The organism is Moraxella sp. CTOTU48717, assembly GCF_032057165.1.
GTDB classification, from domain to species: Bacteria; Pseudomonadota; Gammaproteobacteria; order Pseudomonadales; family Moraxellaceae; genus Faucicola; species Faucicola tetraodonis.
This window is the reverse complement of sequence record NZ_DAMBBC010000001.1, coordinates 36,327-51,121: the sequence shown is the minus strand read 5'-3', so window position 1 is coordinate 51,121 and position 14,795 is coordinate 36,327. Positions and strand designations below refer to the sequence as shown.

At 43.7% G+C, this 14,795-nt stretch carries 13 protein-coding genes; 7 read left to right on the top strand and 6 right to left on the bottom strand.

Annotation, left to right across the window (positions count from 1 at the left end):
- The first annotated feature begins 117 nt into the window (after positions 1–117).
- Together RT084_RS00205 and RT084_RS00200 are read left to right on the top strand one after the other, a co-directional pair.
- Positions 118–594 (top strand): hypothetical protein, encoded by a 477-nt coding sequence (locus RT084_RS00205; RefSeq protein ID WP_313096955.1) that lies wholly within the window; start codon positions 118–120, stop codon positions 592–594.
- Positions 595–853: 259 nt separating this feature from the next.
- Positions 854–1,078: a hypothetical protein gene (locus tag RT084_RS00200; protein WP_313096952.1), complete on the top strand. Its 225-nt coding sequence runs from the start codon at positions 854–856 to the stop codon at positions 1,076–1,078.
- 399 nt (positions 1,079–1,477) lie between these two features.
- Here RT084_RS00200 and putP read toward each other — a convergent pair whose 3' ends face one another.
- On the bottom strand, positions 1,478–2,965 hold the full coding sequence (putP, locus tag RT084_RS00195) for a sodium/proline symporter PutP (RefSeq protein WP_313096949.1): 1,488 nt from the start codon (positions 2,963–2,965) through the stop codon (positions 1,478–1,480).
- 209 nt (positions 2,966–3,174) lie between these two features.
- Positions 3,175–4,011 carry a tRNA (guanosine(46)-N7)-methyltransferase TrmB gene (trmB, locus tag RT084_RS00190; protein ID WP_409418189.1) on the bottom strand — a complete coding sequence of 279 codons (837 nt, stop codon included), beginning with the start codon at positions 4,009–4,011 and terminating at the stop codon, positions 3,175–3,177.
- Between the two features lie 127 nt (positions 4,012–4,138).
- Here trmB and RT084_RS00185 point away from each other — a divergent pair, with 127 nt between their 5' ends.
- Positions 4,139–5,086, top strand: coding sequence for a pilin (locus RT084_RS00185; RefSeq protein WP_050324205.1), 948 nt, complete (start codon positions 4,139–4,141; stop codon positions 5,084–5,086).
- Between the two features lie 137 nt (positions 5,087–5,223).
- Here the strand turns inward: RT084_RS00185 and htpG are convergent, their stop codons facing one another.
- Together htpG and RT084_RS00175 are read right to left on the bottom strand one after the other, a co-directional pair.
- Positions 5,224–7,194 (bottom strand): molecular chaperone HtpG, encoded by a 1,971-nt coding sequence (gene htpG, locus RT084_RS00180; protein ID WP_313096945.1) that lies wholly within the window; start codon positions 7,192–7,194, stop codon positions 5,224–5,226.
- Between the two features lie 165 nt (positions 7,195–7,359).
- Positions 7,360–7,650 (bottom strand): metal-sensing transcriptional repressor, encoded by a 291-nt coding sequence (locus RT084_RS00175; protein WP_204154920.1) that lies wholly within the window; start codon positions 7,648–7,650, stop codon positions 7,360–7,362.
- Between the two features lie 121 nt (positions 7,651–7,771).
- On the opposite strand from RT084_RS00175, the gene RT084_RS00170 reads away from it, so the two are divergent.
- The gene (locus tag RT084_RS00170; RefSeq protein WP_313096939.1) at positions 7,772–9,064 is read left to right on the top strand and encodes an MFS transporter; all 1,293 of its coding nucleotides are present in this window, start codon (positions 7,772–7,774) and stop codon (positions 9,062–9,064) included.
- Between the two features lie 334 nt (positions 9,065–9,398).
- On the opposite strand, the gene ispH is transcribed toward RT084_RS00170, so the two are convergent.
- Positions 9,399–10,367, bottom strand: a complete 969-nt coding sequence (ispH, locus tag RT084_RS00165; RefSeq protein WP_201664384.1) for a 4-hydroxy-3-methylbut-2-enyl diphosphate reductase — start codon at positions 10,365–10,367, stop codon at positions 9,399–9,401.
- Between the two features lie 196 nt (positions 10,368–10,563).
- On the opposite strand from ispH, the gene gmk reads away from it, so the two are divergent.
- A complete protein-coding gene (gene gmk / locus RT084_RS00160; protein ID WP_313096936.1) occupies positions 10,564–11,181 on the top strand; it encodes a guanylate kinase in 618 nt (205 codons plus the stop codon).
- Positions 11,182–11,234: 53 nt separating this feature from the next.
- Here gmk and RT084_RS00155 read toward each other — a convergent pair whose 3' ends face one another.
- Complete coding sequence (locus tag RT084_RS00155) at positions 11,235–12,182, bottom strand: LysR family transcriptional regulator (RefSeq protein ID WP_313096934.1); 948 nt, start codon at positions 12,180–12,182, stop codon at positions 11,235–11,237.
- 173 nt (positions 12,183–12,355) lie between these two features.
- Between RT084_RS00155 and RT084_RS00150 the strand changes: the two genes are divergently transcribed.
- Positions 12,356–13,594: an acyl-CoA dehydrogenase family protein gene (locus RT084_RS00150; RefSeq protein WP_313096931.1), complete on the top strand. Its 1,239-nt coding sequence runs from the start codon at positions 12,356–12,358 to the stop codon at positions 13,592–13,594.
- Between the two features lie 130 nt (positions 13,595–13,724).
- The gene (locus RT084_RS00145) at positions 13,725–14,792 is read left to right on the top strand and encodes a phosphotransferase family protein (protein WP_313096929.1); all 1,068 of its coding nucleotides are present in this window, start codon (positions 13,725–13,727) and stop codon (positions 14,790–14,792) included.
- Positions 14,793–14,795: the final 3 nt, after the last annotated feature.

The following is a 14,795-nucleotide window of genomic DNA, read 5'->3' as shown; positions in this document are numbered from 1 at the left end:
ATTTATGTATATGATTTTAAAAGATAATTATTTTTGCTTAGATTAAAAATATTTTTGGTCGCTTTTGCTTAGTCTAAGCAAATCTAAGCAAAAAATAATAAAGGTATTTAAATTGGTATGAAAAAGAATAAAGAACAGTTGGGCTTAGAGTTTTGGGAAAGGATGAATACCCTTATTGGAGATGAACGCCCGTATAGTTGGGCAGTTAGACATGATATTCCAAAAGGCTCATTCCAAAGTGCCTATGAAAGAAAGGCAAAGCCCCTAGATAAAACGCTTGATAAATGGGCAGAATTGATAGGCGTCAATGCTCATTGGCTTAAGACAGGGCAGGGCAACCCACAAGTTCCTACTATTACCCTAGACCTGCCACCGGAATACAATGACCACCAGCAAGCTATACAGAACATTAGCATGGGCAGACTTATGGAAGCTCTCATCTTTGTCGATGAATTCCTAGAGGAAACCAATCGCACCATGACCGCAGAGCATAAAGCAGAACTCGTTATCAAAGTCTGCCACCTGCTTGCCATCATGCCAGAGCTAGACGATGACCAAAAACAAGCTCTCAAAGATACTTTAAAAATCGCTTAACGTTAGAAGTTAATAAAAAACATTCTAACGTTCATTAAAGCAAAACAATTTCGCAAAAATCATTTTTGCTTATTTTTGCAAATCATTGAAATATATACATATTATTTTTGTCCGTACTGCCTAATTCTTTGCAAAAATATGGAGTTAATTACAGCGTCATATATTGACGTTTACCGTGTTACTACCGTGTTTTCAATCCTTTTTTTAGCGTTAGAATCTGCTAACATGACACTCCAATACATAGCAAAGGAGCGTTAAAATGTCAGCACAATCTAATCCACTTCATGTAATAGCAGACAATGGCAGAACAACGCCAGACGGCTTAAAACGTGAGCTCGCTGGGTACTTAGCTGCCCATTCAACGCCTGCCTTTACCGCCACCATCGACCATGTCACAGGCTCACGCATCATCCTAACCGCGCCATCGACATCTGACTTGGTTCAACTCGTCCAAGCCACCCTAGTACCCATAAAAGTACACTAAATTAGTCTAAAATAACTTCTAAAAAAACCACCCCAAAAAAAGTTATCCACATTTAGTCTAAAATAAAATATAAAAAGCCCCATCACACGATGAGGCTCTTTTTTTCAAAAATTTTCTTATCAGTTATTCAATTACCCACTGCTCAATGCCTTACTACCACTACATTTAAAAAAACCAAATCCATCCCATCATATCCAACATCTTCCCATTTCTTCCCACTTTTTTCCAACCCTTCCAAGTCTAAAATAAAGTATCAAATCACAGTTTGGCTTTTTTGTTGCTTGTCATTTGGTTGTTTGTCATTTGACAATAAAAAAATGAAAAAGAAAAACAAAAAAAGGGCGATAGCTGTATCACCCTTTTTGTCATTTAAATGACTATTCACATTGTCATTCAATATTAACGAGCATCGTTATAGGCTTTATTGGCATCATCAAAACGTGCCATGACTTTATCAGATGCGGGCGTTAACAGCGACACCACATAGATGGCAATCATGCCTAAAACAAAGCCTGGTACGATTTCATAAAGACTGCTGCCGGTTAATGGTTTCCAAGCGATGACCGTCAATGCGCCTACGAGCATACCCGCCAACGCACCTGTCCCAGTCATACGTCGCCAAAATAATGACATCAACACCACAGGACCAAACGCCGCGCCAAAACCTGCCCATGCATAAGAGACCAATCCTAACACTTTGCTGTCTGGGTTTTGGGCGATGACAATGGCAATCGCTGAGACCAAAAGCACCATGAATCGACCAATCCAAACCAGCTCTTTTTGCGTGGCAGTAGGGCGAATAAACCCTTTATAAAAATCTTCTGTAATCGCGCTTGAGCATACCAATAATTGACAGCTAAGGGTACTCATGACCGCCGCCAAAATAGCCGACAACACCACACCGACAATCCAAGGGTTAAATAACAATTGTGCCAAACCAATAAAGATACGCTCGTTGTTATCTTTTAAGATGGCAGTTTGTTCAGGATGCACCGTCATATAGGCAAGCCCAAAATAACCGACCGCCACCGCACCTGCTAGGCATAAAATCATCCAAGTCATACCGATACGGCGGGCATTATTCAGTGATTTGACCGAATTTGCCGCCATAAAACGCGCCAAAATATGCGGCTGACCAAAATAACCCAAGCCCCACGCAGCCGCGCTGATGATACCGACCAATGACGTACCAAACAGCAAGTTAGCGTAGTTTTTGTTGTTTGCTTGTGCCGCCATACTGACCGCCGCATGAATTTCATCCATACCGCCTAAGTTTAAATAAACCATGATGGGCGCAAATACCAGCGCAAAAATCATCAAACTTGCTTGAATCGTATCCGTCCAGCTTACCGCCAAAAATCCCCCAATAAAGGTATAGATAATGGTGGCAAATGCCCCTAGCCACATAGCCGTGGTATAGTCAATTTCAAACAAGCTTTCAAATAGCCGCGCACCTGCGACAATGCCTGAGGCGCAATAAATGGTAAAGAAAAATAAAATAATCGCCGCTGAAACAATTTTAATCAATTGATTGTTGGCGCCAAAGCGGTGGTGAAAGTATTCAGGCAAAGTCAGTGCATTGTTATTAAACTCAGTATGCACCCGCAGTCGACCCGCCACCAAAAGCCAGTTAAAATACGCACCAATCACCAAGCCAATTGCAATCCAAGATTCACTCAGCCCCGATACATAAATCGCCCCAGGTAACCCCATCAGCAGCCATCCTGACATATCTGATGCACCCGCCGACATCGCGGTCACAAAACTGCCCAGACTACGGCCACCCAAAATATAGTCATCAAAGTTGCGCGTGGCAAAATATGCCGCAAACCCGATGCCCAATACCAAAATCAAATACAACGTAAATGTAATATAAACGGGTGTCATCCCATCACTCCTAAGGTCATCCCGATTCAAGGTAATAAAACCACTAAAAATTGATAGCAGTCATAGAGATTTTACGTGGCATCACACGCTAATCGACATCCTGATAGATACCATCTAATAACGAAAAGTCACATTGTAGAAAAATATCAGGCATAAAAAAAGGATAATCGCTTTGATTATCCTGTTTATGGCATAAAATTGTCAACGCGCTAAATTTTGCGATACATAATATCGTAAATAGCGCGACCTTCCTCCATACCGCGTTTTTCAAATTTAGTCAGGGGGCGAAAATCGGGACGTGGCAAAAAGTTACCTATACCTTCGCTGTTTTTGCCTTCGACATTTGCAAACGCGGTTAAACTATCCATGACTTCAATCATCCAGTGGGCATAATGTTCCCAATCGGTAGCAGCATGGAACATGCCGCCTTTTTTAAGCACCCGTTCCACCACCCTCATGCGATCAGCACTGACAAAACGGCGTTTGTAATGGCGCTTTTTTTGCCAAGGGTCGGGAAAATACAACTGCAGCGTGTCAATATGCGCCGCCGGTAATTGCTGCATCAGGGCAATGGCATCGCCACTGATGAGTTTGAGGTTATTGAGACCCAGTTCCCCTGCCAAAAATGCACAGTTACCCAGTCCTGCCTCATGCACTTCAATGCCGACAAAGTTTCGTGTTGGGTCATTTTTTGCCATTTCTACCAAGCTTGTGCCCATACCAAAGCCAATTTCCAGTGTCAAAGGCGCATCAGGGTTTGAAAATAGCTCACGCAAATTGGTTATGCCACCGATATCCATTGCTTGTATTGCATCCAAATTGGGCTGGACAAAAAAATGGGCAAAGTCTGACTGTAACCCAGCTTCTGCCTTTTTGCCCACATGGGTTTTACGCTTCATAAAAGTTTGAATGGCGCGATAGTGCGGGGATGAATCAGGGTTTTCATCATTCGGTTGTGGGCTAGTGGGGAGATTGGGAGAAAGCAATGGTGCATCGGGTTTAGCCGCATCGACTGTCTCAGAAGTTTGGGTATGTTGGGGTGTCATCATTTGCAAAAATCGTAGTTGGTGTGATAAAGGGTGGTTGTGATAAAATTCGGCTATTATAAGTGAAAACCCCAAAAAGTAAAAACCTCAACAAGTGAAAACAACCAATGGATAATCGCTAATCGCCATGTTATTTCTTGAAAAAACATCACCGCCGCCATTTTGGCAGCCACAGCTAACTGATAAACAGCGTCTGATGTATGACAAAGCCTTTATCGGCAATCGTTCTCAGGCCTATTATCTCAAGCGTTTTGCCCAGTTTGATCAGGCAGGGCGATTGACGGCAAAGTGGCATTGGGCAGGGTTTTTGATGACGTTTCCTTGGCTGTTATACCGTAAGCGATTCTTAGATAGCATTGTCTATTCGGTGGCGGGATGGTCATTTATTCAGCTCAATGTCACCATCATTTTGGTGGCGATAGAGTATTTATTGATACGCAATCTTGATGAAGCGATTCGTATGCCGCTACGTATTGGCATTGGGCTTGCGATTTGGCTGTTTTGGTCAGTGATGGTGGCACGTTGGAGCGATGCTTATTATTATCGGATGGCGCGCCGTGAAATTGCCGATGCGATTGAAATGTATCCGCGGGATGAGGAAAAACAGCTGGCTCATATCCGCAGGCACGGCGGGGTGAGTTTGGTGGGTTTGGCGCTGGCGTTTGGGTTTTATGCGTTTTCTTTGTTTGTAATACAAGTGCAGTTTTTGCCGATTTATGCCAAACAAAAAGCCAATGCCACGCTGTTTGAGGTGCTTGATATCGTAGAAAGCGCACAGGGGCGAGTCGATGCCATCTACAAAGCCACCGGTCAATGTCCTGTCAATACACCACTAAGCACAGATAACCAAAAAGTGGTGTTAAAAGTGCTGACCCAAGCAGAAAGCATTCCAACTGACAGTCATTGTATGATTCAAGCGACCGTACGAGGCGTGCCGTTTCCCAATCGCTGGCTCAATGGTCAGACGCTGACCATGTATCGTATTGGCGATAGTAAAGTCGATGGTAGTTGGGGCTGTATCACCTCACTCAATCGCAAGCAAATCCCCAAACAGTGTATGCTTGCCGAGCGCTGATAAAATAGTTGTCCTTACAACCACTAGCCGATGCGATGGCAGTGGTTTTCAAAAAAAAACCGAAGCCTAAGCAACAGCCTAGGCTTCGGTTTTTTTGTTTTTATTTATGGGTTTTATATTGAAGTCAGCAAAATAACTTACTTCATCAACAACGCATTGACGCGTTTTAGATAAGCGGCTGGGTCTTCAAGCTGACCGCCTTCGGCAAGTAGTGCTTGGTCAAAAATCACTTGCGCGAGGTCATCGAACTGCTCCGCGCTTTCCAATTTTCGAATGAGCGGATGGTTCGGGTTGACTTCTAAAATTGGCTTGCTCTCCGGCACAGGCTGACCCATTTGTTTGAGCATTTGCATCATCTGTGGTGATAGTTCACCATCAGCGGTAACGAGCAGAGCAGGGCTATCCACCAAACGATTTGACACGCGCACATCTTTAGCACGGCTACCTAACACGCCTTTGAGTTTTTCTACCACAGGCTTGAAGGTTTCTTCCGCCTTTTTGGCTTCTTCTTTTTCGGCTTCATCGGTCAAATCACCCAAGTCTACCGCGCCTTTGGCGATATTTTGTAGCGGTGTGCCATCGTACTCAAACATAAAGTTCATTGCCCATTCATCAACGGGGTTGGTCATCAAGATGACTTCAATGCCTTTTTTCTTGAACACTTCAAGTTGCGGACTGGCTTTGGCGGCGGCAAGGTTTTCAGCCGTCAGGTAATAAATCGCCTTTTGACCGTCTTTCATACGACCTTTATAGTCGTCAAAGCTGGTGACCACATTGTCATCAGTGGTAGTGGCATAGCGCAATAATTTGGCAATTTTATCCATATTGCTTTGGTCTTCACCCAAGCCTTCTTTTAAGACGTTGCCAAATTCAGCATAAAACTGTTTATATTTTTCTTGCTTTTCGGCTTCATCGCTATTGGCTAGGCTAGCTAGCACGGTCAATATACGGCGGGCGTTACCATCGCGGATGGATTTGACATCGCGAGACTCTTGCAGGATTTCACGGCTGACATTGAGCGGTAAATCCGCGGTATCAATAACCCCTTTGACAAAACGCAGATACATCGGCAACAACTGCTCGGCATCATCCATGATAAATACACGTTTGACGTACAGTTTTAGACCGTGTTTTTGCTCACGTTGGTACAGGTCAAACGGCGCTTTTTTAGGGATATATAGCAGCTGGGTATATTGTAAACGTCCTTCGACACGGTTGTGCGTCCAAGTTAGCGGCTCATCATAGTCATAGGTAAGATTTTTATAAAATTCTTGATACTCTTCGTCTGCAATTTCTGAAGGTGAGCGCGTCCATAGAGCATTGGCTTGGTTGATGGTTTCCCATTCATCGGTGGTTATCATTTGACCTTGGGGCATCTCGCCTTTGGTAGTTTCGCCCCCTGCTTCTGAATTAGCCGTTTTTTGCGCTTCGGTTAATTCTTCTTCTTGCCAAACTTCTTTGCGCATTTGAATTGGCAAGCTGATATGGTCAGAGTATTTATTGACTAAAGATTTGATTTTTTGGCGGTCAAGGTATTCGCTGTGTTCATCGGTGATATGTAAAATCACGGTCGTGCCACGGGTAGGCTTTTCGATGGTTTCGGTGGTAAATTCACCGGTACCGTCTGAAACCCAGCGCACGCCTTGGCTGGCAGGCTCACCGGCTTTACGCGATTCCACCGTGATGGTGTCCGCTACGATAAAACCTGAATAAAAACCCACCCCAAATTGACCAATCAAATTGCCGTCTTGTTTTTGTGCATCGGATAATTTTTCTAAGAAAGCTTTGGTGCCTGATTTGGCAATAGTACCCAAATGCTCGATGGCATCGGCTTCATTCATACCGATACCATTGTCGATAAAGCTGATGGTTTTGGCATCTTTATCAATATCGATGCGAATGCGTAGTTCACTGTCACCTTCATACAGCGCGTCGTTTTGATTGGCTTCAAAACGCAACTTGTCACAGGCATCAGACGCATTTGACACCAGCTCACGCACAAAGATATCCGCATTGGAGTAAAGCGAGTGGGTGACTAGATGTAATAGCTGCGCGACTTCCGCTTCAAAGCTATGTTTTTTTGGCTCAGGTTTGTTTTCATTTGACATAGTAAGTAACTCCTAAAAGTAAGAATAAAAATAATTAACCCAATTTATGATGGTTTGTTGTCATAGTTAGGGTGAATGCAAAACTATTTCAAGCACAAGCGGCACAATTTTTTAATTTTTAAATTGTTTTTATTGAAGTAGTGATAGCTTACTCAATAAGTATTATTATAGATACTTAGTTATATCCTTAAAACTCTCAATAGCGTTTTTTGGACTCTCACTATCCAAAATCCCATCCATACAATGGTCAATATGGTCAGTAATTAATACGCGTTTGGCACTATTAATGGATTTCTCAACCGCATGAAGTTGTTGAGCAATATCGTTACAAGAGCGATGTTGCTCAAGCATATCAATAACAGTTTCTAAATGCCCTTTAGCCCTTTTTAAACGATTAATAATCGCAGGATGGCTTTCATGTAAATGGTCATGTTCAGTGTGGTTGGTCGCTGTCATAATTTACTCCTTACATACATTATACTGTGTCTTATCATCAAATAGTGATTTAACATTAATATCCTATATGGGGGGATATAGGATATAATATAGTCAATGAAAATTTGATTAGGAAGTTATTATGTTTGAGATTTTAAAACATCGAACGTATCGGCATTTATTTTTAGCCCAAGTGATTGCTTTGATTGGTACAGGCTTAATTACCATTGGCTTATCTTTACTAGCGTATGACTTAGCCAAAGATAAAGCAGCACAAGTTCTAGGCATTGCTTTAGCCATTAAAATGATTGCTTACATTATGGTTGCCCCTGTCGCTTCGGCTTATGCGGAACGGTTGCCTAGAAAAAAGGTGTTAGTGACACTCGATATTATCCGAGCAGGTACAGCCCTTTTCTTACCCTTCGTAACAGAAATTTGGCAAATTTATTTACTCATTTTTATTTTACAATCGGCATCGGCTGCCTTTACCCCGACCTTTCAAGCGGTGATACCAGACGTATTACCCGATGAAAAAGAATATACCAATGCCTTATCACTATCTCGGTTGGCATCAGATTTAGAAAATATTATCAGCCCGATGTTAGCAGGTTTGTTACTCACAGTAATTAGCTATCACAACTTGTTTTTAGGTACGGTCTTAGGCTTTATTGGTTCAGCCTTGTTTGTGATAACGACCCAATTACCAACTACTAAACCATCTAAAGTGACTGGCGTATTGGCTCGCATTAAGCAAGGGGCAACTATATATTTTCATACGCCACGCTTAAAAGGCTTATTAGCATTAAATTTAGCGATTGCATCTGCTAGTGCAATGGTGATTGTCAATACCGTTGTGTTGGTACAATCTACCTTCAAATTGACCGAACACGCTACCACTTGGGCATTTGGGTTATTTGGTCTAGGGTCAATGTTGGCAGCCTTTACTTTGCCCAAAGTGCTTGATAAATTTAATGACCGTTTAGTGATGATAGGCGGTACAACCGTATTGGTAGTAGGTTTATTTGCAGGGGTGTTTTTAACAAGCTATAACTGGTTATTGGCATTATGGTTTATGTTAGGTATTGGCTACTCAGTTTCGCAAACGCCCACAGGTCGATTGATTCGTAAGTCAGCAAGTTCAGAGAACCGCACAGCGTTATTTGCTGCCCAATTTGCCTTTTCTCATGCGTGTTGGTTGATTACTTATCCTTTGGTAGGGTGGCTAAGTAGTCATTTAGGCACAATCAATGCGTTTTTACCGATGGCAATGTTAGCCTTAATAGCCTTAGTAACTGCCATAGTGGTTTGGAAAAAAGAAACCGATATCCCACATACCCATAGCCATGATGACTTACCTGCTGACCATGAACACTTTACCAATTTTGGTAAAGGTAACAACCATCGTCATGCGTTTATTTATGATGGATTGCATTAAGTTTTTAGGAAAGTTTTTCGTTAAAAACACTTGTTATTGTTGAAAAAAGAAAAGCCACTGCATGAGTGGCTTTTTTATTGGTTTTAGCTCACGATAAATATATAAAAAATCTAATTTTCATTATTGTTGGGTTTTTGGTTTTTTCGTGACTTAGGCGCAGGGGTGTCTTGTGGTTGGTCTAATAGTGATTGCTGTTTCTCGTCAACTTTTCTATAAAAATAATGAAAAAAATGATACAAGCAGGGTTTAAATAACCAATAATTAACTGACCAATAAAAAGCCGAGCAGACTTATACCCGGCTTTACTTGCTATCTATCCGATGCTATATCTCTTTTAAATCTTGGATTCACTAGGATTATGCAGTTGGGGTGAACGCAATGCTTTGGGCAAGCTAAAGGTCACGTTTTCCAAAATACCTGATAATTCTTCAGGTTTTTCGCCGCCCCAAGACTGTAAGGTATCTAATACTTCTTGAATCAATACTTCAGGCGCCGATGCACCTGCAGTCACACCCACCGTATCCACACCTGCAAACCAGTCTTTTTGCATTTCGCCGGCATTGTCAATTAAATGCGCTTTGGCGCCCAAACGCTCCGCGAGTTCACGCAAGCGATTGGAGTTCGATGAGTTGGGTGAGCCCACCACTAACACCACTTGACAACGCGCCGCAAGCTCCTTGACCGCATCTTGACGGTTTTGGGTGGCATAACAAATATCATCTTTACGCGGCGCATGGATTTTTGGGAATTTATTTTTTAGCGCATCAATCACTTCTGCGGTGTCATCCATCGATAGGGTGGTTTGGGTGACAAATGCCAAATCAGTATCGGTCGGTAAATCAAGATTGGCAACATCTACCACATCTTCAATTAAGTGAATACGCCCACCGTATTGTGGATCGAAGCGCCCCATCGTGCCTTCTACCTCTGGATGACCGGCATGACCAATCAACACCGCGTCTACGCCTGTTTTAGCAAATTTATTGACTTCGATATGGACTTTGGTAACCAGTGGGCAAGTGGCATCAAACACCGTCAAATCACGGCGTTCGGCTTCATCTTCCACGGCTTTGGAGACGCCATGTGCTGAAAAAATCACAATCGCCCCATCCGGCACTTCATCCAACTCTTCGACAAATACCGCACCGCGATTGGCAAGGTCTTCTACCACAAACTTGTTGTGTACCACTTCATGGCGCACATAAATAGGTGGTTCAAAGCGCTCAAGGCAGACATTGACGATTTCGATGGCTCTATCGACCCCAGCACAAAAACCACGGGGATTGGCGAGTAAAATTTTCATAACGCAGTTCTTCAGTCATTGATGATTCATGTGGCTAGTTTACCATGAGTTCATACACGCAAAATATGTTAAACGTAAAAAATCAGCGAATCGCTATTGAAAGGCTAAATTACGCAGAAATTGTTAGCAAAAATTGCTAAAATAGCCGATTCAAAAATGGCTACTACTCACTTCATCAAACCCCTAAGGATATGTCATGACCAAAGGCTCATTATTTATCATCACCGCAGCAAGCGGTACTGGCAAAACATCGCTGGTCAAACAGCTGGTTGCAACGACCAATGACTTGGCGGTTAGTATCTCGCATTCGACTCGCAAGCCACGTCCTGGTGAGATTGATGGGCAGCATTATCACTTTGTCAGCCGCGAGATATTTGCTGATATGATTAAGCAAGGTGAGTTTTTGGAGCATGCCGAAGTGTTTGAAAACTACTATGGCACCGCCCAGTCCACAGTAGAATTTATGCTGAGCAATGGCTTAGATGTCATCTTAGAAATCGACTGGCAGGGTGCGCTACAAGTGCAAAGATTGCGTCCCGATGCCACGACCATTTTTATCCTACCGCCGGACCGCCAATCACTGCGCCAGCGGCTTTCCAATCGCGGACAAGACAGTCAAGAAGTGATTGAAAAACGTCTGGCCGGTTCGGTCAATGAAATGTCGCAATACGTGAATTTTGATTATGTGGTGATTAATGACAATTTCGACGTGGCATTAGCGGAGTTAAAATCAATCATCATCGCCAATCGTTTGACTCTCGCTAAACAGCAAGAGCGTCACGCTGGCCGTATTGAGCAGCTATTGTCTGAATAGATCATCAATAGCCTATAAATAATTGAATAAGCGCAACGTGCTAATGAAACCAGCTAATAAAACGCACTAAAAATCTGCTGTCTTAGCCACCCATATAGCGGGTCAACCTGTTGCTGTTGGTGCCAATAGCCGTGTAACTCGATATGGGTCAATTCAATTGGCAAATCCAAAATCTGCCAGCCTTGGGCGGGTGGCAAAAATGTGGTGGCTAACTGGCGCGGCAAGGTAAGCAATAGCTTGTCTTGTTTTAGCAATTGAAAAGCAGTGGCATAATGTTGGCAACGGATTTTACTCTGCCGCTGCCAACCTGCTTTGGACAATAAACTATCTTCAATCGACAGACCTAGCCGCCTTGATGACACAGTTATATGTTGACTGGCAAAATACTGGGCTTGGGTGATAGTTGGTTCATTCGCCAATTCAGCCGCAAAATTTGGCGCATACAACACCAGCACAAACTCATCTCGCAACAAGGGTCGGTGCACAATCTCACTATCCACCACCCGCGCCACATCAATGGCAAAATCCAGCTGTCCAACTTTTAGTTCATGCGCGAGTTCTGAGCGATTGAGCCGGCTACTGGTGATTTGACAATTGGGCAGGACTTGATGAATTTGGCTGACCAATTTGTTAAACACAATCAATTCAATTTCATCATGCATGGCAATCGTCAACGTAGCAAAGCTCTGCTGCGCCATCTCGCCAAGTTTGTCCTCGCTCAATAAATGGTTAGTTTGAAATATTTGTTCGAGATTTTCAAAGCTTTGTTTGACGGTGGGATAAAGCCGTTTGGCATACAGGGTGGGGTGCAGTTCACCTTTTTCCCGATAAAAAAGTTCGTCCCCCAGCGCTTGGCGTAACCGACCTAACGCATGGCTAATGGCAGATTGGCTCAAATGCAAAGCTTCTGCGGTATGGGTAAGATTTTTAAGCTCAAAAATATAAATAAATAGCCTAAGTAGATTTAAATCAAGCTGCTTTAATGGGTTTTTACGCAACATATGGATAATACCTTACAAGTATAGGACAATTATTTGCTCAATAATTTGGCTAAGACCTTTCAATGGTATGAATTTTATTCATGGTATTATACTAATTAAAATCATTTTATTCATGATAATAAATCCGTTAAGCTCATTCAATAATTGTTTGAACCAAATAAGGACAACGCCCAATGGAATTCCAACTTAGCGATAAAGCAAAAGATTACATCGCCCGTACTAAAGCATTTATTCAAACCGAAATCGAACCGATTGAAGCAGAATTTTGGCAAGCCGCGCATAAGCTTAATCCCACAGGCGATTGGACGACTTGGCAATGGCCTGCCAAACTTGAAGAATTAAAAACCAAAGCCCGTGCACAAAATCTATGGAATATGTTTTTGCCAGATGAGCAACTCGGTCAAGGATTAAGCGTTCAAGAATATGCCCATATTGCTGAGTTGTCTGGCAGAAGCCTCATTGCCCCACATGTGTTTAACTGTAATGCGCCAGATAGTGGCAATATGGAATTGATTTGGCGCTACGGTAACGACGCCCAAAAAGCGCAATGGTTAACGCCGTTATTGGCAGGCGAGATTCGCTCCGTGTTTGGCATGACAGAGCCTGCAGTAGCCAGTAGTGATGCCACCAATATGCAAGCCACAGCGATTGTCGAAGGCGATGAAATTGTGCTCAACGGTCGCAAATGGTGGTCATCAGGTTTGGGCGATCCAAACGCTAAACTTATTATTTTTATGGCACACACCCCAGACGAGAGCAAAGATCGCCACCATCAGCACACCATGGTGTTGGTGCCAATTGATACCCAAGGCGTCAAGATTGAACGCATGCTCAAAGTGTTTAATGATTATGATGCACCGCATGGACATGGCGAAATGTGTTTTGACAACGTGCGTGTACCGCTTAGCAATGTCATCGGCGGGGCAGGCGAGGGATTTGCGATTGCCCAAGGGCGCTTAGGACCGGGTCGGATTCACCACTGTATGCGCTGTATTGGTGCTGCAGAAAAATCGCTAGAGCTTGCCATCGATCGCGGGCTAAGCCGTAGCGCATTTGGTAAACCGCTGCTTGATTTAGGGGGCAACCGTGAACGTATCGCTGACGCCCGTGTCAAAATTGACCAAGCGCGTCTGCTAACCCTGTATGCTGCCTATAAAATGGATAAACTCGGCACCAAAGCGGCGTTAACCGAAATCTCAGCGATTAAAGTGGTCGCCCCAACGGTACTACAAGAAGTCGTCGATATGGCGATTCAGCTGCATGGGGGTATGGGTGTGAGCCAAGATACGCTGTTGCCGATGTTCTTTAACCAAGCCCGTAGCCTACGCCTTGCCGATGGACCTGACGAAGTGCATAAAGGCATGATTGCCAAACTGGAAGTGAAAAAACGCCAACAAGCGACGACCAAATAACTACCAGATAACTAGCAAATAACTAATAGCTAGCTAACAAAAAAGACGTAATGTCAGGTTACGTCGTTTTGCTATTTGACCTAGTTAAAAATACAAGTTAAAAAACAAGATAAAAAACAAGGATGAAATTATGCTTGATACTGCGAACCCAGTACGCAAAGGCGAAGAGATTGACAGCAATGCGGTCACCGAGTATTTAATCAGCCAAGGCATCGCTTTGCAAGGTCAGCCAGAAGTCACCCAATTTTCAGGGGGTGCATCCAACTGGACATACCGCCTAAAATATGCCAACCGTGATTTGATTTTACGCCGGCCGCCCAAAGGTACCAAAGCCAAATCCGCCCATGATATGGTGCGTGAGTACAAAGTGCAAAAAGCACTGCAATCACAATACCCACGCGTCCCCAATATGGTCGCCCTGTGTACCGATGACCACGTGATTGGTTGTGATTTTTATGTCATGGATCGCATCGAAGGTATTATTCCCCGCGCCAATTTGCCCAATGCGTTGACGTTAAGCGAACAGCAAGTCAGCGAGCTGTGCCGGCAGGTGGTCGATGCGTTGATAGATTTACACAAGGTCGATTACACCCAAAATCCTGATTTGGTCGCACTTGGCAAAGGTGAAGGCTACTGCGAGCGCCAAGTCATGGGCTGGGATAAGCGCTATGAGCAAGCCCGCACGCCTGATGTGCCTGATTTTGCCGATGTGCGTCAGTGGTTAACAGCCAACACCCCAACCGATGTCAAAACTAGCGTGATTCATAATGACTGGCGTTTTGACAATGTGATTTTAGACCCAAGCAATCCAACCAACATCATTGGCGTGCTCGACTGGGAAATGGCAACGATAGGCGATCCCTTGATGGATTTGGGCTGTGCGTTAGCTTACTGGATTCAAGCCGATGACAATGCGGTGATGAAAGCTACGCGCCGTCAGCCGACCAATCTGCCAGGCATGATGACCCGTGCCGAAGTGGTCGAATATTACCTGCAAAAAACAGGGCTGAAAGTGGACAACTGGCGCTTTTACGAAGTGTTTGGGGTATTTCGTTTGGCAGCGATTGCGCAGCAGATTTATTACCGCTATTATCATGGGCAGACGGATAATCCGGCGTTCAAAGATTTTGGCGTGATTGTCAACGCCTTGCACGACCGCTGTATCGAACTTATCGAAAAAAATAACAATAAATCATAGGGA

What these genes read in the sequence shown, in the direction of transcription:
- gmk (WP_313096936.1), top strand. Translation starts at nt 10,564, where the DNA reads ATGACCAAAGGCTCATTATTTATCATCACCGCAGCAAGCGGTACTGGC.
- RT084_RS00185 (WP_050324205.1), top strand. Translation starts at nt 4,139, where the DNA reads ATGTTATTTCTTGAAAAAACATCACCGCCGCCATTTTGGCAGCCACAG.
- ispH (WP_201664384.1), bottom strand. Translation starts at nt 10,367, where the DNA reads ATGAAAATTTTACTCGCCAATCCCCGTGGTTTTTGTGCTGGGGTCGAT.
- RT084_RS00200 (WP_313096952.1), top strand. Translation starts at nt 854, where the DNA reads ATGTCAGCACAATCTAATCCACTTCATGTAATAGCAGACAATGGCAGA.
- htpG (WP_313096945.1), bottom strand. Translation starts at nt 7,194, where the DNA reads ATGTCAAATGAAAACAAACCTGAGCCAAAAAAACATAGCTTTGAAGCG.
- RT084_RS00175 (WP_204154920.1), bottom strand. Translation starts at nt 7,650, where the DNA reads ATGACAGCGACCAACCACACTGAACATGACCATTTACATGAAAGCCAT.
- RT084_RS00145 (WP_313096929.1), top strand. Translation starts at nt 13,725, where the DNA reads ATGCTTGATACTGCGAACCCAGTACGCAAAGGCGAAGAGATTGACAGC.
- RT084_RS00170 (WP_313096939.1), top strand. Translation starts at nt 7,772, where the DNA reads ATGTTTGAGATTTTAAAACATCGAACGTATCGGCATTTATTTTTAGCC.
- putP (WP_313096949.1), bottom strand. Translation starts at nt 2,965, where the DNA reads ATGACACCCGTTTATATTACATTTACGTTGTATTTGATTTTGGTATTG.
- trmB (WP_409418189.1), bottom strand. Translation starts at nt 4,011, where the DNA reads ATGACACCCCAACATACCCAAACTTCTGAGACAGTCGATGCGGCTAAA.
- RT084_RS00205 (WP_313096955.1), top strand. Translation starts at nt 118, where the DNA reads ATGAAAAAGAATAAAGAACAGTTGGGCTTAGAGTTTTGGGAAAGGATG.
- RT084_RS00150 (WP_313096931.1), top strand. Translation starts at nt 12,356, where the DNA reads ATGGAATTCCAACTTAGCGATAAAGCAAAAGATTACATCGCCCGTACT.
- RT084_RS00155 (WP_313096934.1), bottom strand. Translation starts at nt 12,182, where the DNA reads ATGTTGCGTAAAAACCCATTAAAGCAGCTTGATTTAAATCTACTTAGG.